This is a genomic window from Methylobacterium sp. AC690, from assembly GCF_979256535.1.
The window spans coordinates 37,390-58,474 of the sequence record NZ_CEEDOX010000001.1; the positions used below are offsets into that span (position 1 = coordinate 37,390).

The window sequence follows — 21,085 nt, forward strand, 5'->3', positions numbered from 1 at the left end:
CATCGGCGAGAGGGCGATGGAGCGCTTGTGACGACCGGTTGGCCACCGCACAAGACCTGGCTTCCCCTCCTCAGGGCTGCCACGCCTCTGCCGGTTGCGCCTCGGCCTCGGCGAGTTTGGCGGCATCCATCTCCCGGGCCAGCGCCCGCAGGGCGTCCTGCACCCCGAGGCCCGTGGCCGAGGACAGAATGAGGGGCTTCTTCTTGGATGCGCGCTTGAGGCGGGCGACCTGCTCCTTGAGCACGTCCGGATCGACGACGTCGGCCTTCGAGAGCGCCACGATCTCGGGCTTCTCGTCGAGGCCGTGGCCGTAGGCTTCGAGCTCACGCCGGACGAGCTTGTAGGTCTGGCCCGCGTGTTCATTGGTGGCTTCGACGAGGTGCAGCAGCACCCGGCAGCGCTCCACGTGGGCGAGGAACTTGTCGCCGAGGCCGACACCGTCATGCGCGCCCTCGATCAGGCCCGGGATGTCGGCGAGGACGAACTCGCGCTCGTCGGAGCGCACCACGCCGAGGCCCGGGTGCAACGTCGTGAAGGGGTAATCGGCGATCTTGGGCTTGGCCGCCGTTACCGTGGCGAGGAAGGTCGACTTGCCGGCATTCGGCAGCCCGACCAGTCCCGCATCGGCGATGAGCTTCAGGCGCAGCCAGACCCACTGCTCGTGGCCTTCCAGGCCCGGGTTCGCGTGCTTCGGAGCCCGGTTGGTCGAGGTCGTGAAATAGGCGTTGCCGAAGCCGCCGTTGCCACCCTTGGCGAGGCGCACGCGCTGGCCGACATGGGTCATGTCGGCGATCAGGGTTTCGCCGTCCTCGGCCAGGATCTCGGTGCCGGCCGGCACCTTCAGCACCACGTCGGCGCCGTTGGCCCCGTGGCGGTTGGAGCCCATGCCGTGCTCGCCCTTCTTGGCCTTGAAGTGCTGCTGGTAGCGGTAGTCGATCAGGGTGTTGAGGCCGTCGACGCACTCCACCCAGACGTCGCCGCCGCGACCGCCGTCGCCGCCGTTCGGTCCGCCGAACTCGATGAATTTTTCACGGCGGAAGGCCACGCAGCCGGCGCCACCGTCGCCGGAGCGGACATAGACCTTGGCTTCGTCGAGGAATTTCACGGGCGGACTCAGGTCAGGTTGGCTCTCGGGGCGCGAGCGCGCCACCGAAACGTCGAGGGGAGAAACGACAACGGGGAAGACGGTTTCCCATCTTCCCCGGGATCATCTGGTGGTCGGGCCCGCCTCGCGGAAGGCCCTGGTTCGGCGCCTTACTCGGCAGCTTCCTGCATCGGCACGACGGTGACGAAGGCGCGACCGCGCTTCGTCTCGAACAGCACACGGCCGGCAACCTTGGCGAACAGGGTATGATCCGTGCCGATACCGACATTGGTGCCGGGGTGCCACTTGGTGCCCCGCTGGCGCACGATGATGTTGCCCGGAATCACGGCCTCGGAACCGAACTTCTTCACGCCGAGGCGCTGACCGGCCGAGTCGCGACCGTTGCGGGACGAGCCGCCTGCTTTTTTATGGGCCATGGGGAATTACTCCGAATCTTTGGATCTCAGGTCGGATCGTCAGGCGCTGATGCCGGTGATGCGGACCACCGTGTGGTGCTGGCGGTGGCCCCGCTTGCGGCGCGAGTTCTGACGGCGGCGCTTCTTGAAGGCGATGACCTTCGCGTCGCGGCCGTGGCTGACGATCTCGCCGGTGACGCTGATGCCCGAGAGCAGCGGCGCGCCGACCTGGGTGGCGCCTTCGCCGTTCGTGAACAGGAGCACGTCACCGAAGGTGACGGCCGAACCGGCCTCACCCTCGAGGGTGGCGATCGTGATGGTGTCGTTGGCGGCAACGCGATACTGCTTGCCGCCCGTCTTGATGACTGCGAACATCGTTCTCTCTTCGTGTTCTCTGCCGGTCTCCCGCTCACCGCGAGGCGAGCCTGGACCGTCTTCTTGTTCAGGTCATCCGCGACACCGGATCGGGGCTTGCTGCCTGGGCCGAGCGCGAACGCGAAACGCGCGGACTTCGTCGAGGAAGCCGCGCGAGAGGCGGTGGATAGGCGGGGACAGGGTGATTTGTCAATGCGGGCGCCCGAGCGTCGGCACCGACGACCTACCGCTTCGTCAGGCCGCCCAGCACGTTCCGCAGGATCGCGTTCCCCACCTCGGTCCCAACCTTGCGGGCCATCGAGCGGGCGGCGTTGCCAAGGACCTGCTCAGCGAGGCCGGGGGCCGGCCGGCGGCCGCTCTTGCCGGCCGGCTTGCTGCCGAGAACACCCCCGAGCCAGCCGCCGAGCATTCCACCCAAGCCCCCTTCCGCGGGCTCGGCCCCGCCCGGCCCTCCGTCGAGGCCCTTGCGGGCAGCCAGCATCTCGTAGGCGCTCTCGTTGTCGACCGACTGGTCGTACTTGCCGCGCACGGGGCTCTTCGCCATGAGCTCGGCCCGCTCGGCCGGGGTGATCGGGCCGACGCGACCCTGGGGCGGGGCGATCAAGGCGCGCTCAACGACCGAGGGCGTGCCCTTCGCCTCCAGGAACGAGACGAGGGCCTCGCCGACGCCGAGCTCGGTGATGGCCTCGGCGACGTCGAAGCCGGGATTCTGGCGGAACGTCTCGGCCGCGGCCTTCACGGCGCGCTGATCGCGGGGCGTGAAGGCGCGCAGGGCATGCTGCACCCGGTTGCCGAGCTGGCCGAGGACCGATTCCGGCACGTCGAGGGGGTTCTGCGTCACGAAGTAGACGCCGGCGCCCTTCGAGCGGATCAGGCGCACCACCTGCTCCACCGCATCGAGGAGCGCCTTCGGAGCGTCGTCGAACAGGAGGTGCGCCTCGTCGAAGAAGAACACCAGCTTCGGCTTGTCGAGGTCGCCGACCTCGGGAAGCTGCTCGAAAAGCTCGGAGAGCATCCAGAGCAGGAACGAGGCGTAGAGCCGGGGCCGCTGCATCAGCTTGTCGGCGGCCAGGATGTTCACGATGCCCCGGCCCTCGCGGTCCACCCGCATGAAGTCGTTGAGGTCGAGGGCAGGCTCCCCGAAAAAGCGGTCCGCCCCCTGGTTCTCAAGCATCAGGAGCTGGCGCTGGATCGCGCCCACGGAGGCCGCCGAGACGTTGCCGTACTGGCCCGAGACCGCCTTCAGGTTCTCGGTGAGGTAGAGGAGCAGGGCTCGCAGGTCCTTGAGGTCGAGGACCGGCCACTTGTTGTCGTCGGCGACCCGGAACGCGATGTTCAGGACGCCTTCCTGGGTGTCGTTGAGCTCCAGCAAGCGTGCGAGCAGCAGCGGCCCCATCTCGATGACGGTGCAGCGGATCGGATGGCCCTGGTCTCCGAACAGGTCCCAGAACACCGTCGGGAACCGGTCGGGCTCGTAGGAAATCCCCAGTTCCGCGGCGCGCTTGACGAAAACCGGCTTCGATTCCCCGGCCGCAGCGAGGCCCGAAAGATCTCCCTTGATGTCCGCAGCGAAGACGGGAACGCCGGCGTTGGAGAACCCCTCGGCCATGACCTGCAGGGTCACGGTCTTACCGGTGCCGGTGGCCCCCGCCACCAGGCCGTGGCGATTGGCGAGCCGGAGGGTCAGACCCTCGGACTTCAGGGTGCCGTCCTTCAGCGGCGCCTTGCCCACCAGGATCGTGCCGTCGTCCTGCATGACCGTCCGCTCCTCTTCGCCGGCCTAGGCGCGGCGGCATCGACCGTGCCGGTTATGGGCTGCGGCCGCGGCATTTTCCAGCGCTTCGCGGGCCGGCCTTGATTTCGGGGCGATGAGGCCGGAAGGACAACATCCCGACCGCGTAGCAATCCCGGCCGCGTGGAAGAGCCGGCCACCCAGGAGCCCGTTTGAGATGGAAGAGTTGATCGCCCGTGTGACGAACCGGACCGGCCTCGATGCCGCCACGGCCCAGACCGCCATCGGCCATATCCTGGCCTTCCTGCAGAAGGAGGGGCCCGCCACCGAGGTGAGCCAGCTGCTCAGCGCCCTGCCGGGATCCGAGGCCACGATCGCCGAAGCCAACGCCGGCGAGGGCGGCGGCGGCCTGATGGGCATGCTCGGCGGCATGATGGGTGGCGGCGGCGTCATGGCTCTCGGCCAGAAGCTGATGTCGGCCGGCGTGCCGATGGGCCAGATGCAGCCCCTCGGCCAGGAGCTGTTCGCCTACGGCCGCGAGAAGGCCGGCGAGGACGTGATGGGACCGATCGTCGGTTCGATCCCGGGTCTGAACCAGTTCGTCTGAGCCCGTTCGTCTGCGATCGGCGGGCCTGATCCTTCGGCGACTACCCACCGGGCCGTCGCCGAGGGTCGGGCTCATCCCGTCGCAAACCTCTCTGGCTAAACGGCAATCTGTGTCATAAAAGCGTGTGGGCTTCGTGATGTTGTGACCTCCCGAAGGCACGAGGCCAGGGGCTCCCGCGGAGCCGCCTCGGTGTCCCGACAGGGCGGATTGGACGATGGTTCCGAACTTCGCGCGCGATGCCTCCACGGCGTGGCTCAATGGCTGGGAGGCGCATGTGCACGCCCCCTTTGCCCGGCTGAAGCAGCGCACCGCCGAGGCGGGCCGTGCCGGCCTTCCGGCCCTCCATCCCCGCGGCCTGCTGCTCCCCCCCGGGGCGGCGCCGATCCGATTCAAGCCCCGCCTCAAGAAGCCCCTGGCGGCTCCGGGCCTCCCTGCGACCCTGGGCCGGATCGGCACCCTGGAGGTCCGTCTCGCCACCACCGTCTCGGAAATTCGGCGGGCGCAGCGGCTGCGCTACGGGGTGTTCTACGAGGAGATGTCGGCGGTCCCGAGCGGCCTCGCGATACTGTCGCGCCGGGACATCGACGATTACGACGCGGTCTGCGACCACCTCCTCGTCATCGACCATGCGGCCGTGGACACGACGCCCTTCGCCACAAAGCCCTTCCGCCGGGCCCGGCCGAAGGTGGTCGGCACCTACCGCCTCCTGCGCCAGGAGGCGGCCGACCGTCACTTCGGCTTCTACACCGCGGGCGAGTACGACATCGCCCCGATGATGGCGGCCAACCCGGGCGCGCGCTTCCTCGAGCTCGGGCGCTCCTGCGTGCTGAAGCCCTATCGGACGAAGCGGACGGTGGAGCTGCTCTGGGCCGGGATCTGGGCCTATGTGCAGCATCACCGCATCGACGCCATGCTGGGCTGCGCCAGCCTGGAAGGGACCGACCCCGACCGTCTCGCCCTCCCCCTGAGCTTCCTGCACCACCATGCCCGGGCGGCGGAGGGCTGGTGCGCCCGCGCCCTGCCCGAGCGCTATGTCGCCATGGACCGCCTCGCCCGCGAGGCCGTGGATCCCAAGGCGGCGCTCCAAGCGCTGCCGCCGCTGATCAAGGGATACCTGCGCGTCGGTGCCACCTTCGGCGACGGGGCCGTGGTGGACCACCAGTTCGGCACCACGGACGTCTTCGTGGTGCTGCCCGTCTCGGCCATCGCGGAACGCTACCGCGACCATTTCGGGCCGGCGGCAAACCGCAGGGCGGCCTGACGGTCCTTCCGTTCAGGGGCTCGCCGTCCCGGTGGCGGCAGGCCCCGAACGGCCCTGACCGGCGGGGGCAGGAAGGCTCCCGAGGGCCCGCAGGAGCGGCCGCTCGAGGACGTGGTAGGCCACGAACCCGAGCGCGACGCCGAGGACCAGCGCCAGGGCGATGGCGAGGTCGGGCGCCAGGCTGTTCCGCGGCACCGCAGCCCGGATGACTTCGAACGTGAGCGTGTGCGTGAGATAGATCGAGTAGGACGCGTTCCCCAGTCCCTCCAGCGCCGTTCCGATCCGCACGCCGGCCCCCTCCATGAGCAGCAGGCCGCCCACCACGGCGGCGCTCGGAACGCCGAAGACCAGCACCCGGTAGGCGGCCCCCGGGAGGGCGACGGTGTATTCCAGCTCCGAGGCCTGACCGAAGCCGAAGATCAGGTTCAGGGCAAAGCCGATCAGACCGAAGGCGAAGAGATACCGGGCCTCCGCGCGCCCGACGGTACCGCGCCGATAGAGCCGGGCGAGGCCGATGCCGAAGCCGAACTCGAGGATGATCGGGTTGAGGAGGAACAGGGTGACGGGCTCGGACCGCGCCAGCACGAAGAGCCCGGCGAAGAGGATGAGCGCCACGGAGAACCGGAGCGTCGGCGTCCAGAACAGCCACGCCCGGGCGAGATAGACGCAGAGATAGAACAGCATCTCGAAACAGAGCGTCCAGCCGACCGCCAGGTACGGCATCTCGAAGCCGCGCGCACTGAACGGGAAGAACAGCACCGTCGCCGGAATTCGGCGCGCGTCGGGCAGCCCGGACAGGAGCGTCAGGCCGACGACGAGACCGCTGAGGAGCCAGTAATACGGTACGACGCGCAGGACGCGGCGCCGGGCGAAGCGATGTGCGGACGGCAGATCGACGATGCGCTGCGCCGTGAGCGTGATGATGACGCCGCTGATGACGAAGAAGACGTCGACGCCGATGGCCCCGAAATCCTCAAGGTAGCCGAGGCGGGCCTGGACGGCCGGCCCGGAACTCAGGGTCTTGGCGAGGTCGAAGGCATGGGCGTAGACGACTAGGCACGCCGCGAGCCCCCGCATCGCCTGGAGGGAATGGAGCACTCTCACGGCGTGGTCCCCCGGTGATGCGGGCCGAACCGTCGCGATGGCCGGTGCGACCGAACCCGGGCGCCCACGGGGCAGGCCGGGACGCTAGGCCGTCCGCGCATCGGCGGTGAGGGCGGCGAGGCCTTCGCGGTAGGTCGGATAGGCGAGGTCGACGCCGAGTTCGTCCCGGATGCGGCGGTTCCGGACCCGCTTGTTCTCGCCGTAGAAGCTGCGCGCCATCGGGCTGAGGTCGGCGGTCTCGAAATCGATCTCCGGCGGCAGCGGCAGGCCGGCGAGCTTGGCGGCGTACTCCGTGACCACCTGCGGCGGCGTGGGTTCGTCGTCGGTGACGTTGTAGACCGCGCCGTTCCGGGGCTTGTCGATCGAGGCCAGCAGCGTCGTGGCGATGTCGTCCACGTGGATGCGGTTAAACACCTGTCCCGGCTTGATAATCCGCTGCGATTTGCCGTCGCGCAGCTTGACGATCGGGTTGCGGCCCGGCCCGTAGATGCCCGACAGGCGGAACACCTGGACGGGCTTGCCGGTCTCGCGGCCCAGGGTCAGCCAGGCCGCCTCGACGGCGAGGCGACCTTGCGAGCGGCCGCTCACCGGGCTGGGGGCGGTGTCCTCGTCGATCCAGGCGCCCCCGTGGTCGCCGTAGACGCCGATGGTCGAGAGATAGCCGATCCAGCCGATGCGGCTCCGGGCGATGGCGTCGCGGTATACGCCGAGGGTCGTGTCGAGGTCGCGGACCGGAGGGGCCGAGACGAGGAGCACGTCCGTATCGGCGAGGTCGGCCGCGATGCGCGGGTCGTTCGAATCGGGTCCGAAGGCCCGCATCTCGGCGATGTCGCCCGGTCCGGTCCGCCCCGGATCGGTGACCGTGGCGCGCACCGTGTCGAAGCGGCTGCGGGCGCGCTCCACGAAGCGCCGGGCGGTGAAGCCCAGGCCGAAGACGAAGAGGTTCATGAGGCGGCGTGTCCTGTCGTCTCGGAGCCGGCGGGATCGAGGGCGCACCGCCACTCGGCCCGGACGGCGTCGTCGGTTTCGCCGAAACCCCGGGCGTTGAAAAGGTCCTGCAGACGGGGCCGGGCGACGAGGCGGCCGAGGGCCCAGACCGCCATGCCGCGCACCAGGGCCGACGGGTCGGACAGGTTCGCCTCGGCGGCCGCGGCGAGGCCGGGCTCACCGGAGTTGCCGATGGCGATGAGGACGTTGCGCAGGAAGCGGTCGCGGCCCGTCCGCTTCACGGGCGTGCCGGCGAAGCGGGCCCGGAAGGCCGCCTCGTCGAGGCCGGCGAGGTCGGCCAGGGCCGGTGCGGCGAGGTCGGCCCGGGCGGCCATGCGGCCCTCTGCGGCCGCCGCCGCGAACTTGTTCCAGGGACAGACGGCCAGGCAGTCGTCGCAGCCGAAGACCCGGTTGCCGATGGCGGCGCGGAACTCGGTCGGGATCGGCCCGGCATGCTCGATGGTGAGGTAGGCGATGCAGCGGCGGGCATCGAGCTGGTAGGGCGCCGGGAAGGCGTTCGTCGGGCAGATGTCGAGGCAGCGCCGGCACGAGCCGCAATGGTCGGTCTCCGGCGTGTCGGGTTCCAGCTCGGCCGAGGTGTAGATCGCACCCAGCAGCAGCCAGTTGCCGAAGGCGCGCGAGATCAGGACCGTGTGCTTGCCCTGCCAGCCGAGGCCGGCGGCGGCGGCCAGGGGCTTCTCCATCACGGGCGCCGTGTCGACGAAGACCTTCACGCGGACGTCGCCCTTGGCCGAGAGGTAGCCGCCGAGCTCCTTCAGCTTGCCCTTGACCACCTCGTGGTAGTCGCGCCGCTGGGCATAGGCAGCGATGGCGCCCCGGTCCCGCCGCGCCAGGACCGCGAGGGGATCGACCTCCGGACCGTAATTCATGCCCAGCATGACGATGCTGCGGACACCGGGCCACAGGGTGGCGGGATCGGCCCGCTGGTCGGCCCGCTCCACCATCCAGTCCATCTCGCCGTGATGGTCTGCGGCGAGCCAGGCGGGCAGCCGGGTCCGAAGCTCGGGAACCGCGTCCGGGCGGGTGACGCGGACGGCCTCGAAGCCGAGGAGGCGGGCGCGCGCCTCCACGGCGCGACGCAGGTCGGCGCCCGCGAGAATTTTTCGGGGTGTCTTGCGTGCGGCGGGTGCCTGCGGCGGTTGGCTCGCGGCAGGTGCCTGCGACGGCCGGCTCGCGGCGGGTGCCTGCAACGGTTGGCTCGCGGCGTGTTCGTGCGGCGGTTGGCTCGCGGCGCGTGCCTGCGGCGGGCCCGGTGCGTTCAAAAATCCAGGTTCGCGTAGTGGTCCGCCGGCGCCATGCCCGGCACCCGGTCGGCCAGCAGGGTGCGGAAGCACGGGCGGGACTTCACCCGCGCGTACCAGTCCCTGGCCGTCTCGTCCTCGTCCCATGGCACGTCGCCGAGATAATCCACGCAGGAGAGGTGGGCCGCCGCCGCGAGATCGGCATAGGTCAGATGGTCGCCCGCCAGCCATTTCCGGCGGGACATCAGGTAGCCGATATACTTCATGTGGTAGCGCACGTTGGTGCGCGCGGCGCGAATGGCGTTCATGTCCGGCGGGCCGCCGCCGTTGGCGCTGGTCATGAAGCGCTTCGAGATCTTCTCGGTGACGAGGTACTCGGTCACCTCGGCGTTGAACTTGACCAGGAACCAGTCGAGGAGGCGGCGCACCTCGACCCGGGCCGCCGTGGTCTCGGGCAGGAGGCGCCGGCCGCTGAGGCCGAGCCCGCGGGTCTCGTCGAGATACTCGGCGATGATCCCGGCCCCCGGCACGGCGAGCCCGCTCTGCTCCACCAGCACCGGCGTCGTCCCGGCCGGATTGATCAGCAGGAAGGCCTCGCGTCGGTCCCAGGCACGCTCCTCCATCAGCGTCGGTTCCATGCCCATCTCGGACAGGACCAGGCGGATGAAGCGTGAGTGCGGGCAGAAAGGAGAGTGGTAAAGCGTCGCCATCGAGGCCGTTTCGAACGGGGAGGGTTTGCCGGGGGACGGGCCGCGTCGGTGCCCCGCGGGGATGGTCGGCGGCGATAACACTTATGGCCCGAGGGTTGCCGCCTCATTAACATGCCTGCGGCGAACGCGATAACCATCCGTCAACCTTGACGGATCAGGCTCGATCCGCGAAGGCCGCGCGAGGTGGATCCGCACCGCTCGCTCCGGACCGGCCCGGTCCCACGAAACACCTCCAACCCTCGAGGCGCTGAGATGATGGATGCGATGGGCATCGCGAAGGCGGTCGTGCTTGCCGTGGTGGAGGGCGCGACCGAGTTCATTCCGGTTTCCTCGACCGGGCACCAGCTCCTCGTCGGACACTTCATCGGGTTCGAATCACCGAACAACACCTTCGAGGTGCTGATTCAGCTCGGCGCGATCCTGGCGATCCTGGCCGTCTACTTCCGCCGGCTGCTCGGCATCACCCTGGCGCTCCCCAACGACCCCAAGGCCCGTCGCTTCGTCCTCGGGATCCTGGTGGCCTTCCTGCCGGCGGCGATCATCGGCGGCCTCTTCTCGAAGTACATCAAGTACTACCTCTTCAATCCCTGGATCGTCTGCGCGACCCTGGTGGCCGGCGGCATCGTCCTCCTCGTCCTCGACGAGACCGACCTCGAGGTGAAGAAGCGCGACGTCTTCGACTTCACCCTGCCGATGGATTTCAGGATCGGCCTGTTCCAGTGCCTCGCGATGATCCCGGGCGTGTCGCGCTCGGGCGCCACCATCGTGGGCGCGATGCTCATGGGCGCCGACAAGCGCTCGGCCACGGAATTCTCGTTCTACCTCGCGATCCCCACCATGGCGGGCGCCTTCGCCAAGGACCTGCTCGACAACTACAAGAACCTGTCCCGGGACGACACCGGCCTGATCGTCATCGGCTTCATCGTCGCCTTCATCTCGGCCTTCATCGTGGTCCGGACGGTGCTCGACTACGTCGCCTCCCACGGGTTCCGGCTGTTCGCCTGGTGGCGCATCATCGTCGGCTCGCTGGGCTTCGCCGGCCTGATCATCTTCGGCTGACGCGGAGCGCCCGAGCGCCGGATCGCACGGGATAAAGAATACAGGACGGGGAGGCGATTGCGTCCGCGCGCCGCCCCGTGCAAGGGCTCTCCGGATCAGAATGTCCGGCTGCGCGCGGCCGGCGCAACGCCGCTTGGCCAAAGCCAAGCATCTGCGGAGGCCCGCCCCGATGGAAGACCGTCCCCTCGCCGACCTGTTCCCGCCCGCGACCCGCGCGCGCTGGCTCGGCCTCGTCGACGGTATCCTGAAGGGCGGCGATTTCGAGAAGCGCCTCGTCTCGAAGACGGCCGACGGCATCCGCATCGAACCGCTCTACGACGCCGCGGCCCCGGTGGCGCAGCCCGTGCGGGCCCCCGGCCCGTGGCGCGTGGCCCAGCGGGTCGACCATCCGGACGGCGCGCAGGCAAGTGCCCTCGCCCTGGCCGATCTCGAGGGCGGCGCCGACGCCCTCACCCTGGTCTTCGCCGGCGCCCCCGCGGCGCGGGGCTACGGCCTCACCGCCACCAACGCCGCGGACCTCGACGCCGCGCTCGGCAACGTGATGCTGCCGCTGATCGCCACCCGCCTCGACGCGGGCGCACGCGGGATCGAGGCCGCCTTCCTGCTCAAGGACATGGTCAAGGCCCGCGGCGAGACCCTCAAGGGCCTCGACCTCGACCTCGGACTCGACCCCATCGGCACCCTCGCGGCGGGCGGCGCCCTGGCGGAGGATTACGGCGCCGAACTCGCCCGCACCCTGGCGGCCTTCGACGCCGAGGGCTTCTCGGGACGCGCCTGCCTCGCCGACGGCCGGCCCTACCACGAGGCCGGTGCCAGCGAGGCCACCGAGCTGGCGGCCGTGCTCGCCACGGCGGTGGCCTACCTGCGCGCCCTCGAAGCCGGCGGGCAGGCCCTGGAGCGCGCCCGGGACGCCGTGGCCGTCCTGCTCACGGCCGATGCCGACGAGTTCCTGACCATCGCCAAGTTCCGGGCCATGCGCCGTCTCTGGGCGCGGGTGGAATCGGCCTGCGGGCTCGCCCCCGCCCCCCTGCGCCTCCATGCCGAGACCGCCTGGCGGATGATGAGCCGGCGGGACCCCTTCGTGAACATCCTGCGCACCGCCATGGCCGCCTGCTCGGCCGGCCTCGGCGGCGCCGACGCGATCACCGCCCTGCCCTACACGGCGGCCCTGGGCCTCAGCGACGCCTTCGCCCGCCGGGTGGTGCGCAACAGCCAGATCGTCCTCATCGAGGAATCGAACCTCGCCCGCGTGGCCGACCCGGCCGCCGGTGCCGGCAGCTTCGAGACCCTGACGGCCGAGCTGACCGAGGCGGCCTGGGCCGCCTTCCAGGCGATCGAGCGCGAGGGCGGCATCGTCGCCAGCCTGCGCGCCGGCACGATCCAGGGACGGATCGCCGCGATCCAGGCGACCCGGGCCCGGAACGTCGCCACCCGGCGCGAGGCCCTGACCGGCGCCAGCGAGTTCCCCTACCTCGCCGAGAAGCCCGTCACGGTCCTGGACGTCCCCCCCGTGGCGGCGCCTCCGGCCGCGGGCTTCGGCCGCGGAGCGGTCCTCACCGCCGCGCCCCTGCCGTCCCTGCGCCTCGCCGAACCCTACGAGGCCCTGCGAGACGCGTCCGACGCGGCCCTCGCCGCGAGCGGCCGACGCCCCGCGGTGTTCCTGGCCAATCTCGGCCCCGTGGCGGTCTTCAACGCCCGCTCGACCTTTGCCGCCAACGCCTTCGCGGCCGGCGGCATCGAGGCGGTCAACGCGGAGGGCTTCACCGACCCGGCGCTCCTGGCCGAGGCCTTCCGCGCCTCCGGCGCCCGCATCGCCTGCCTGTGCTCCTCCGACGCGCTCTACGCCAGCCACGCGGTGGAGGCCGCCCGCGCCCTCAAGGCGGCCGGGGCCACCACCCTGTACCTCGCCGGCAAGGCGGGCGACCTCGCCGAGCCCCTGACGGCGGCCGGCGTCGACGGCTATCTCCATGCCGGCGGCGACGTCCTGGCGCTGCTGACAGGAGCGCTGGCGCACGCGACGAACGCGTAGGCGCGCAACCCGGGGGCGGCCACGCTCGTTCTCGACCCAATCGAGTCGAATCACGAACGGATTTCCATGCGACGCGCAGCCCTCGCGGCGAGCACCCTCGCCCTCCTGACCGCCTCCGCCGGGGTCGCGGACGCCGCCAAGAAGAAGGTCCAGGTTCCGAACCGCTACGACGGCACCTGGAGCATCGAGGTGGTCACCCTCGACGGTCCCTGCGACCGCGCCTACCGCTACGGCGTCCAGATCCGGCGCGGCGAGGCGAGCTATGCCGGCGGCGAGTTCAACATCAACGGGCGCGTCTCGCAGAGCGGCGCGGTGCGGGCGGTGATCTCCCGCGGCAACGACGCCGCCGACGTGGTCGGCCGGCTGGGCCGCTCTGGCACCGGCAACGGCACCTGGAACACCACCGGGCTGATCGCCTGCAGCGGCCGCTGGAACGCCGAGCGTCGGGGCTGACGGCCCTCGCGTGACGGCCCTGTGATGGGCGCGCCACAATCGCGCGCCGATCATCGTCGGGCCTCCAACGGCCGGACTTCTGCCCTTCTCCGGACCGAATCACTGGTGAATACTCGCGTCGAATCGAGATCGATTTCGCACGGGGCTTCCGACGATGAAGGCTTTGCTGTTCGGCGCGTTGGTGACGACCTTGGGATGGGGCGCCGCGGCGGAGGCGGCAGGGCGTAATCCGACCCACCCGCACGCGGTCATGTCGCCCCTCGAGGGGGCGGCGACGGACTGTTTCGCCGAGACCGTGCTGGCGAACCCCGCCGCGACCCGTCACGCCCGCGCGGGCCGCTGGTACGAGGCCGCCGGCATCACGGGCTTCCTGTGCCGCCCGGAGGTCGATGCGATGATCCAGGCGCATGACCGCCTCTACGGCCGCGGCACCGGCGCCCGCTACTTCCAGAACGCCTATACGCGCCATCTCGGTCAGCAGCTCGCCGAGCGCCTGCAGCCGATGCTGGAGCGCAAGTCCGTGGCGAGCGCCGAGCCGCCGGTCGACAAGGCCGAGGCGCAGGAGATGGACAAGCCCGCCGAGTAGGACGGGGCGCCGGCGGCGCCGGGTTGGCCTCCGTTAACCGGCGCCGTGCGATCGTCACGGTCCAGGGTCATCTGGGACACGGCGGGACGTCCTGACGACGGCAGGACTTGTCGGACACGGCGGGACGTCGCCAGCGATGTCCGTTCCACCCGGAGGCACGCCTTGGCGCGAACGGGGCACGACGCTTGAACTCTTCCGACGACTCCGGTGAGGCGCTGCCGGCGCGACGCCGCCCGCGCCTGGCCTCCGCCGCCCTCCGGCTGGCCACCCGCGCGGTCGATGCCGCGGCCGCCCAAAGCTGGCGGGACACCGCGACGATCCTCACCCTGCGCCACGAACTCGACGCACAGGCGGCCTTGATCCAGCGCCAGGCCGATGCCCTCGCCGACCTGACCCGCGTCTTCGAGGAGGCCACGACCGAAGCGCGGATCGGCCTCTGGCAATGCGACCTGCCGACCGAGTCCCTGCGCTGGAGCGACGGGATCTACGACCTGTTCGAATTCCCGCACGGATCCCCGGTGAACCGGCAGGACACCCTCGCCTGCTATACCGAGGAGGCGCGACGCCACCTCGGGGCCGTTCGGTCGGAGGCGATCGGCCGGCGCTCCGCCTTCACGCTCGATGCCGAGATCGTCGCGCGCCGCGGCAGCCGCCGCTGGATCCGGATCACCGGGTCGGTGGAGACCCGCGCGGGTGTCCCCGCGCGCCTGTTCGGGTTCAAGCAGGACATCACCGCGCAGACGCTCAGCGCCGAGCGCACGCGCTACCAGGCGGAATTCGACCGCATGACGGGCCTCGCCAACCGGTCCGTCTTCGACGACCGCCTGGCGCAGATGTCGGAGACCGGGGCCCTGCTCCTGGTCGATCTCGACGGCTTCAAGGCGATCAACGACAGCCACGGACATGCCGTGGGCGATGCCTGCCTGCAGGAGGCGGCGCGGCGCCTCCGGGCGGCCTGCCGGGACACGGACCTCGTCGCCCGCATCGGTGGCGACGAGTTCGCCGTCCTGGTGGCGCAGGGGGCCGACGGGCCGCTCTGCGAGGCGATCGGCCGGCGCATCGTCACGGCCATGCGCGAACCCTACCCCCATGGCGGCGTCTGCCTCCGATTCGGGGCCTCCGTGGGTATCGCCCGGGCCGCCGCCTCGGCGCCGGCGGATCTCTTCATCCGCGCGGACGCGGCCCTCTACGCGGCCAAGGCCGCCGGCCGCGGCACCCTGCGCATGGCCCCGCCGCGCTGAGCCCGCCCTGTCTTCGGCGCCCCGCGGAGAAAGAGCCCCGGCGCCGGCGGCCCGCGATCCCCGGCCTCAGGCCGGGAGGACCACCACCTTCGTCTTCACCGGCGTGCGGGCGTAGAGGTGGATCATGTCCTGGCTCAGCAGGCCGACGCAGCCGCTGGTGATGCCCGAGCCGATCGTGTCGGGCTCGCCGGAGGCGTAGATCGTGTAGAGGGTGTAGGCGCCGTTCTGGTAGAGATGCAGGGTGCGGGCGCCGAGCGGATTGTCGAGGCCGCCCGGCATGCCGCGGGCGTACTTGGCCGCCTCGGGCTGGCGCCGGATCATCTCCGCGGGCGGGGTCCAGGTGGCCCATTCGGACTTGCGCCCGACATAGGCGTCGCCGCTCCACCGGAATCCATCGCGGCCGACATTGGCGCCGTAGCGGGTGGCGGTCCCGTCGCCCTCGACGCGGTAGACGTAGTAGTTGGCCGGATCGACGATGATCGTGCCGGCCGCCTCCTTGGTCTCGTACGGGACCGTGCGGCGGAAGTATTTCGGATCGACCCTGCTGATGTCGGTGGCCGGGATGGGGAACTTCTCCTCCGGCATCGGGCCGTAGATCTTGGCCGCCTCGGCGCGCAGGGCGCCGTCCGAGGCGACGCAGCCGGCAAGCCCCAGGGCGCCGAGACCCGCGCCCGTGCCGGCCAGGAACGACCGGCGGCTCAGGCGGCCGAACTCCATGGTCCTCGTGTCCCTCGTCATCGCAGGCGTCCCGTCTTCCGTCGCGCGGCGGGCCGACCGATCGACCCCGCGCGGCCTTATGGCCAAGCTGACAGTGCCGGTCCCCGCGCCGGCTGGCAAGCCGGGCGCCGGGGCGGACGTCAACCGCGAACAGGAGCCGGCCGATTGCGTCGCGGAGATGGCCGGGCGGGGGCGGCGGGGCCTCAGCCGGATCCGGCCCGCGTGTCGGCGGGCGGGCGCTTGGCCCGGCGCAGGAACGGCAGCCCCGTCGAGGGCTGGCCGCGGGTCGCCTCGTGCATCTTCGCGATCCGGATGAAGCGGCCATAGGCGAGCACGCTGGCCATCACGAAGCCGTCGAGGCCGGCCAGGAAGAAGCGCCGCAGGACGTAGAACTTCAGGAAGTTGAGCGGATACTCGAACACCAGCCGCAGGCCGGTCTCCAAGCGCGAGCCGATCGGCTGCGTGTCGGCGGCGAGCTGCCCGACATAGTTCGACTTGGCGATGGCGTGGTTCCAGTCGCGAAAGGTGTGGTGCCAGACCACGGACCGGATCGTCACCGGCTTCGCGTCCGTGGTGATCGCGAGCTTGTCCCAGTTCGGGTTGTCTGTCGTGCGGGCCACGCGCCGGTCGTAGAGGTAGATGTTCTCGGTGCAGAAGGCCCAGGGTGAGGGGCGCGCGTGGTGGGGCAGCACCATCGCCTTGCGGACGATCATCAGGGGTGGAATCGCCGGCTTCTGGAAGATCCCCCGGATCTCGCGGACGATCTCCGGCGTCAGGATCTCGTCGGCATCGACGCTGAAGACGTGGTCGTGCCGGCAGAGCGCCTCGCCGAACCGCCGCTGGGGGCCGAACCCCGTCCAGGGGTTCACCACCACCCGGGCCCCGAGGGCCTCGGCGATCGACACGGTGGCGTCCGTCGACCCCGCGTCGATGACGAGGATCTCGCAGTGCAGCGGCAGCGCCGAGCGGATCGCCGCCGCGATCCGGTCCGCCTCGTTCAGCGTGCGGATCAGGACGGTCAGCGGGATCGGCGCGGTCGGGTCCGAATGGGGGTCCGAATGGGGATCCACGGTCGGGCGGCCCGGCTCAATCGTCCATCTTCAGGGCGGCGATGAACGCCTCCTGCGGGATCTCGACCTTGCCGAACTGGCGCATCTTCTTCTTGCCCTCCTTCTGCTTGTCGAGGAGCTTGCGCTTGCGCGAGATGTCGCCGCCGTAGCACTTGGCCGTCACGTCCTTGGACAGGGCCTTGATGGTCTCGCGGGCGATGATCTTGCCGCCGAGCGCCGCCTGGACCGGGATCTGGAACAGGTGGCGCGGGATCAGGTCCTTGAGCTTCTCGCACATGGCCCGGCCGCGATGCTCGGCCCGGGTGCGGTGGACCAGCATCGAGAGGGCGTCGACCGGCTCGGCGTTCACGAGGATCGACATCTTCACCAGGTCGCCCTCGCGGTAGTCGGAGATGTGATAGTCGAACGAGGCGTAGCCCTTGGAGATCGACTTCAGCCGGTCGTAGAAATCGAACACCACCTCGTTGAGCGGCAGGTCGTAGACCACCATGGCCCGCTTGCCGACGTAGTTGAGGTCGACCTGGGTGCCGCGCCGATCCTGGCAGAGCTTCAGCACGCCGCCGAGATACTCGTCGGGGGTGAGGATGGTGGCGCGGATCCACGGCTCCTCGATGGCGGTGATCTTCATCACGTCCGGCATGTCGGCCGGGTTGTGCAGCTCCTTGATCGTGCCGTCCGTCATCTGCAGGCGGTAGACCACGGAGGGCGCCGTGGAGATCAGGTCGAGGTTGAATTCGCGCTCCAGGCGCTCCTGGATGATCTCCAGGTGCAGCAGGCCGAGGAAGCCGCAGCGGAAGCCGAAGCCGAGGGCGGCCGAGGTTTCCATCTCGTAGGAGAACGAGGCGTCGTTGAGCCGGAGCTTGCTCATGGCGCTGCGCAGGGTCTCGAACTCGGCCGCGTCCACGGGGAAGAGCCCGCAGAACACCACCGACTGCACGTCCTTGAAGCCCGGCAGCATCTCCTTGCAGGGACGCTTGTCCTCCGTGAGCGTGTCGCCCACGCGGGTGTCGGCCACCTCCTTGATCGAGCCGGTGAAGAAGCCGACCTCGCCGGGGCCGAGTTCGCCGATATCGGCCATCTTCGGGCGGAACACGCCGATCTTGTCGACGCCGTGGACGGCATCGGCCCGCATCATGCGGATGTTCATGCCCTTCTTCAGCACGCCGTCGACGATGCGCACCAGCACGACGACGCCGAGATAGACGTCGTACCAGCTGTCCACCAGCAGGGCCTTGAGCGGCGCGTCGCGGTCGCCCTTGGGCGGCGGCAGGCGGGTGACGATGGCCTCCAGCACCGCCTCGATGTTGAGGCCGCTCTTGGCCGAGATCGCCACCGCCTCGGAGGCGTCGATGCCGATCACCTCCTCGATCTGGGCGCGGATGCGCTCGGGCTCCGCCGCCGGCAGGTCGATCTTGTTGAGGACGGGCACGATCTCGTGGTTGGCGTCGAGCGCCTGGTAGACGTTGGCGAGCGTCTGCGCCTCGACGCCCTGCGAGGCGTCGACCACCAGCAGCGAGCCTTCGCAGGCGGCGAGGCTGCGGGACACCTCGTAGGCGAAGTCGACGTGGCCGGGCGTGTCCATCAGGTTGAGGACGTAGTCCTTGCCGTCCTCGGCCTTGTATTCGAGCCGCACCGTCTGCGCCTTGATGGTGATGCCGCGCTCCTTCTCGATGTCCATCGAGTCGAGCATCTGCTCGCTCATGTCGCGCAGGGCCACCGTGCCGGTGGTCTGGATCAGGCGATCGGCGAGGGTCGACTTGCCGTGGTCGATATGCGCGACGATGGAGAAGTTGCGGATGTTGTCGATGGGGGTCGTTGTCATCGAGGATGCGATCTCCGGCGCGCGCGGCCCGCCGTCCAAGGGACGGACCCGGCGCACGGTTTCTTGGAATGGGAAACAGGTCGCCCGCAGATAGCAGCGCCGGCCCCCTGCGCCAAGCGCACGCGCCGCGGCCCAAAAGTAAGCGCCGCGGCCCAAAGGTAGGCGCCGCGGCCCGAACGCCGGCCGCGCGCCGCACCAGCGCGCTGGGCCCGGGCGAAGAAGGCCGGGCTTGGCGCAGGCTTGCGGCGGCCGGCGATTTCCGGCTGAGTCCCGACGCCCGCCGATTCGCGGTCCCGGGCGCCGTCAGGACGCCGAGCCAGAACCATGTCTCCTCTGGAGGGCGCCGGGCCGAGGCCGGATGGGGACCAGACCGCCTTGGGCGAGGCCGCCTTGGGCCACGTCCTCCTGGTGGAGGATGACGACGGCCTGCGCATCCTGCTGACCCGGGCCCTGCGCGACAGCGGCTACCGGGTCACCGGTTGCCGGAGCGGCGCCGAGATGTGGCGGCTGCTGCCGCAGGGCGGGGTCGACCTGATCCTCCTCGACGTCATGCTGCCCGGTGCCTCGGGCCTCGACCTGCTGCGGGCCCTGCGCGCCCGCTCCACCGTGCCGGTCATCATCGTCAGCGCGCGCGGCGAGGAGGCGGACCGGGTGCTCGGCCTGGAACTCGGCGCCGACGACTACCTCGCCAAGCCGTTCGGACGCCCGGAGCTGCTCGCCCGCATCCGGGCGGTGCTGCGGCGCTCCGTCGTGGCACCGGCGGTCTCCCTCGGCGGCGAGACCCTGGCCTTCGCGGGCTGGCGCCTCGACTTGCGCAGCCGCACCCTGGTCGACCCGGGCGGCGCCGGCGTCGACCTCTCCGGTGCGGAATACGACCTCCTGCTGGTGTTCCTCGACCATCCCGGGCGGGTCCTCGGCCGCGAGCAGATCCTCGAACTGTCCCGCGCCCGCCTCGGATCGCCGTCCGACCGCAGCGTCGACACCCTCGTCAGCCGCCTGCGGCGCAAGCTCGACCCGCCCGAGGGCGAGCCGCCGGTGATCAAGACGGTGCGGGGGTCGGGCTACATGCTGGCCGCCAAGGTCGAGCGCCGGTGAGACGCCTGTTCGCCCTGGCCCGCAGCCTCGAGGCCCGGACGCTCGTCGTCCTCCTCGTCGCAATCCTGGTGGTGCATGGCGGGGCCCTGCTGCTCTATCGCCAGTCGGCGGCGGCCGCCGCCGCCGAGGCCTTCGCCGCCCAGGTGGCGACGCAGCTCGCCCTGGCCCGCGAGGCGGTGATGCGGCGGCCGCCGGCGGAGCGGAACGCCGAGGCCAAGGCCCTGTCCAACCCGCATTTCGAGCTGGCCTGGACGGAGGCCCCCGCCCCGGCCCAGCCCGAGAGCGACCCGGCCCTGGCCCCCCTGCACCAGCGCTTGGCCGCCCTCGACCCCAGCCTCGGGACCGGCCTGTCCCTGGCGATGGAGGGCGACGCGGATCCGATGCACCGGCTCGATCTCGGCGGGACGCTGGCGCTCGCGGACGGCAGCCAGCTGACCTTCCACTCCGCCCATGCCTCGGGCATGGCCCTGCGCAATCCCTGGGCCGTGCTGGCGACCGCGATGGCGATCCTGGTCGGCCTCGCCGCCGTGCTCCTGACCCACCGGATCGCCCGGCCGCTGCGTACGCTGGGCCGCATCACCGGGCTGATCGGCGACGCCGCCGGCCAGGGCCGGGTGGTGCCGGTGCCCGAGGTCGGCCCCGACGAGACCCGCGCGATCGCCCGCGCCCTCAACGGCATGCAGCTGCGCATCCGCGACCTCGTCACCGAGCGGACCCAGGCCCTCGCCGCCGTGTCCCACGACCTGCGGACGCCGATCGCGCGCCTGCGCCTGCGCCTCGACGCGCTGGCCGACAACGCCCTTGCCGACAACGCCCTTCCCAACAACGCCCTTGCCGACGACGCGCAGCGCCGCGCGATGGCGTCCGACCTCGACGACATGCAGGCGATGATCGACTCGACCGTGGCCTACCTGCGGGGCGACGCCGACCCGGAGGTCCGCCGGGTCACCAACGTCGCCAGCCTGCTGATGAGCATCGCCGATGCCGGGCAGGATGCCGGGCACGCGGTGGTGTACGAGGGGCCCGGGCGGGCCCTCGCCGCCATCCGGCCGGTGGCGCTCCGGCGCGCCCTGGACAACGTGGTCGACAACGCCGTCCGGTACGGGGAGCGCGCCCGGATCGGCCTGGCGATCGCGGATGCGACCCTGGAGCTGCAGGTCGACGACGACGGCCCCGGCTTGTCGCCCGACGCGATCGAGCGGGCCTTCGCGCCGTTCACCCGCCTGGAAACCTCCCGCAACCGCAACACCGGCGGCACCGGGCTCGGCCTGACCATCGCCCGCCGGGTGGTCGAGGCCGAGGGCGGCCAGATCGGCCTGGAGACCCGGCCCGGCGGCGGCCTGCGGGTGCGGATCACCCTGCCGCGCCCGGCCGGCTGAGGCGGGATTCGGTCGGCGACGGGGGGCCGGCGCCGCGCGCCACACTTCGTCACAGACCCGGCATCGGCCAGCCAAGCGCCGCGGCTACATCAGGTC

20 protein-coding genes are annotated in these 21,085 nt (G+C 70.9%); 9 read left to right on the forward strand and 11 right to left on the reverse strand.

Annotated elements, in window-relative coordinates:
* Window positions 1–70: 70 nt before the first annotated feature.
* The 4 genes from obgE to AC0IY1_RS00225 form a co-directional block, all read right to left on the reverse strand.
* Window positions 71–1,105 (reverse strand): GTPase ObgE, encoded by a 1,035-nt coding sequence (gene obgE, locus AC0IY1_RS00210; RefSeq protein WP_108038439.1) that lies wholly within the window; start codon window positions 1,103–1,105, stop codon window positions 71–73.
* A 149-nt stretch (window positions 1,106–1,254) separates the two neighbouring features.
* Window positions 1,255–1,521, reverse strand: a complete 267-nt coding sequence (gene rpmA, locus AC0IY1_RS00215) for a 50S ribosomal protein L27 (RefSeq protein WP_055947817.1) — start codon at window positions 1,519–1,521, stop codon at window positions 1,255–1,257.
* A 39-nt stretch (window positions 1,522–1,560) separates the two neighbouring features.
* The gene (gene rplU / locus AC0IY1_RS00220; protein WP_055947814.1) at window positions 1,561–1,875 is read right to left on the reverse strand and encodes a 50S ribosomal protein L21; all 315 of its coding nucleotides are present in this window, start codon (window positions 1,873–1,875) and stop codon (window positions 1,561–1,563) included.
* 223 nt (window positions 1,876–2,098) lie between these two features.
* A complete protein-coding gene (locus tag AC0IY1_RS00225; RefSeq protein WP_471766947.1) occupies window positions 2,099–3,631 on the reverse strand; it encodes a helicase HerA-like domain-containing protein in 1,533 nt (510 codons plus the stop codon).
* 112 nt (window positions 3,632–3,743) lie between these two features.
* On the opposite strand from AC0IY1_RS00225, the gene AC0IY1_RS00230 reads away from it, so the two are divergent.
* Complete coding sequence (locus AC0IY1_RS00230) at window positions 3,744–4,214, forward strand: DUF2267 domain-containing protein (RefSeq protein WP_280137525.1); 471 nt, start codon at window positions 3,744–3,746, stop codon at window positions 4,212–4,214.
* A gap of 214 nt (window positions 4,215–4,428) precedes the next feature.
* Window positions 4,429–5,475: a l-ornithine N(alpha)-acyltransferase gene (gene olsB / locus AC0IY1_RS00235; protein WP_055947805.1), complete on the forward strand. Its 1,047-nt coding sequence runs from the start codon at window positions 4,429–4,431 to the stop codon at window positions 5,473–5,475.
* 12 nt (window positions 5,476–5,487) lie between these two features.
* Here olsB and AC0IY1_RS00240 read toward each other — a convergent pair whose 3' ends face one another.
* The 4 genes from AC0IY1_RS00240 to AC0IY1_RS00255 all read right to left on the reverse strand — a co-directional run bounded on the left by AC0IY1_RS00240 (window position 5,488) and on the right by AC0IY1_RS00255 (window position 9,538).
* On the reverse strand, window positions 5,488–6,579 hold the full coding sequence (locus AC0IY1_RS00240; RefSeq protein WP_471766949.1) for an acyltransferase family protein: 1,092 nt from the start codon (window positions 6,577–6,579) through the stop codon (window positions 5,488–5,490).
* Between the two features lie 84 nt (window positions 6,580–6,663).
* Window positions 6,664–7,527 (reverse strand): SDR family oxidoreductase, encoded by an 864-nt coding sequence (locus tag AC0IY1_RS00245; RefSeq protein WP_055947799.1) that lies wholly within the window; start codon window positions 7,525–7,527, stop codon window positions 6,664–6,666.
* Window positions 7,524–8,657, reverse strand: coding sequence for a tRNA epoxyqueuosine(34) reductase QueG (gene queG / locus AC0IY1_RS00250; protein WP_471767381.1), 1,134 nt, complete (start codon window positions 8,655–8,657; stop codon window positions 7,524–7,526). Before queG ends, AC0IY1_RS00245 begins: the two co-directional genes overlap by 4 nt.
* 188 nt (window positions 8,658–8,845) lie before the next feature.
* Window positions 8,846–9,538 carry a glutathione S-transferase family protein gene (locus tag AC0IY1_RS00255; protein ID WP_055947796.1) on the reverse strand — a complete coding sequence of 231 codons (693 nt, stop codon included), beginning with the start codon at window positions 9,536–9,538 and terminating at the stop codon, window positions 8,846–8,848.
* Between the two features lie 255 nt (window positions 9,539–9,793).
* Here AC0IY1_RS00255 and AC0IY1_RS00260 point away from each other — a divergent pair, with 255 nt between their 5' ends.
* The 5 genes from AC0IY1_RS00260 to AC0IY1_RS00280 all read left to right on the forward strand — a co-directional run bounded on the left by AC0IY1_RS00260 (window position 9,794) and on the right by AC0IY1_RS00280 (window position 14,906).
* A complete protein-coding gene (locus AC0IY1_RS00260; RefSeq protein WP_055948865.1) occupies window positions 9,794–10,597 on the forward strand; it encodes an undecaprenyl-diphosphate phosphatase in 804 nt (267 codons plus the stop codon).
* A gap of 169 nt (window positions 10,598–10,766) precedes the next feature.
* On the forward strand, window positions 10,767–12,626 hold the full coding sequence (locus tag AC0IY1_RS00265; RefSeq protein WP_471766951.1) for a methylmalonyl-CoA mutase family protein: 1,860 nt from the start codon (window positions 10,767–10,769) through the stop codon (window positions 12,624–12,626).
* Window positions 12,627–12,692: 66 nt separating this feature from the next.
* Complete coding sequence (locus AC0IY1_RS00270; RefSeq protein WP_471766952.1) at window positions 12,693–13,079, forward strand: hypothetical protein; 387 nt, start codon at window positions 12,693–12,695, stop codon at window positions 13,077–13,079.
* Between the two features lie 154 nt (window positions 13,080–13,233).
* Window positions 13,234–13,665 (forward strand): hypothetical protein, encoded by a 432-nt coding sequence (locus AC0IY1_RS00275; protein ID WP_103708440.1) that lies wholly within the window; start codon window positions 13,234–13,236, stop codon window positions 13,663–13,665.
* 185 nt (window positions 13,666–13,850) lie between these two features.
* Window positions 13,851–14,906, forward strand: coding sequence for a diguanylate cyclase domain-containing protein (locus AC0IY1_RS00280; protein ID WP_471766954.1), 1,056 nt, complete (start codon window positions 13,851–13,853; stop codon window positions 14,904–14,906).
* 66 nt (window positions 14,907–14,972) lie between these two features.
* Here the strand turns inward: AC0IY1_RS00280 and AC0IY1_RS00285 are convergent, their stop codons facing one another.
* From AC0IY1_RS00285 to lepA, 3 genes are all read right to left on the reverse strand, one after another.
* Window positions 14,973–15,623 carry a L,D-transpeptidase gene (locus tag AC0IY1_RS00285; protein ID WP_471766956.1) on the reverse strand — a complete coding sequence of 217 codons (651 nt, stop codon included), beginning with the start codon at window positions 15,621–15,623 and terminating at the stop codon, window positions 14,973–14,975.
* A 203-nt stretch (window positions 15,624–15,826) separates the two neighbouring features.
* Window positions 15,827–16,693: a glycosyltransferase family 2 protein gene (locus AC0IY1_RS00290; RefSeq protein WP_471766958.1), complete on the reverse strand. Its 867-nt coding sequence runs from the start codon at window positions 16,691–16,693 to the stop codon at window positions 15,827–15,829.
* A gap of 16 nt (window positions 16,694–16,709) precedes the next feature.
* On the reverse strand, window positions 16,710–18,515 hold the full coding sequence (gene lepA / locus AC0IY1_RS00295; RefSeq protein WP_055948858.1) for a translation elongation factor 4: 1,806 nt from the start codon (window positions 18,513–18,515) through the stop codon (window positions 16,710–16,712).
* A 324-nt stretch (window positions 18,516–18,839) separates the two neighbouring features.
* Here lepA and AC0IY1_RS00300 point away from each other — a divergent pair, with 324 nt between their 5' ends.
* Together AC0IY1_RS00300 and AC0IY1_RS00305 are read left to right on the forward strand one after the other, a co-directional pair.
* Window positions 18,840–19,610: a response regulator transcription factor gene (locus AC0IY1_RS00300; RefSeq protein ID WP_471766960.1), complete on the forward strand. Its 771-nt coding sequence runs from the start codon at window positions 18,840–18,842 to the stop codon at window positions 19,608–19,610.
* A complete protein-coding gene (locus AC0IY1_RS00305) occupies window positions 19,607–20,989 on the forward strand; it encodes an ATP-binding protein (RefSeq protein ID WP_471766961.1) in 1,383 nt (460 codons plus the stop codon). Before AC0IY1_RS00300 ends, AC0IY1_RS00305 begins: the two co-directional genes overlap by 4 nt.
* The last annotated feature ends 96 nt before the right edge of the window (window positions 20,990–21,085 follow it).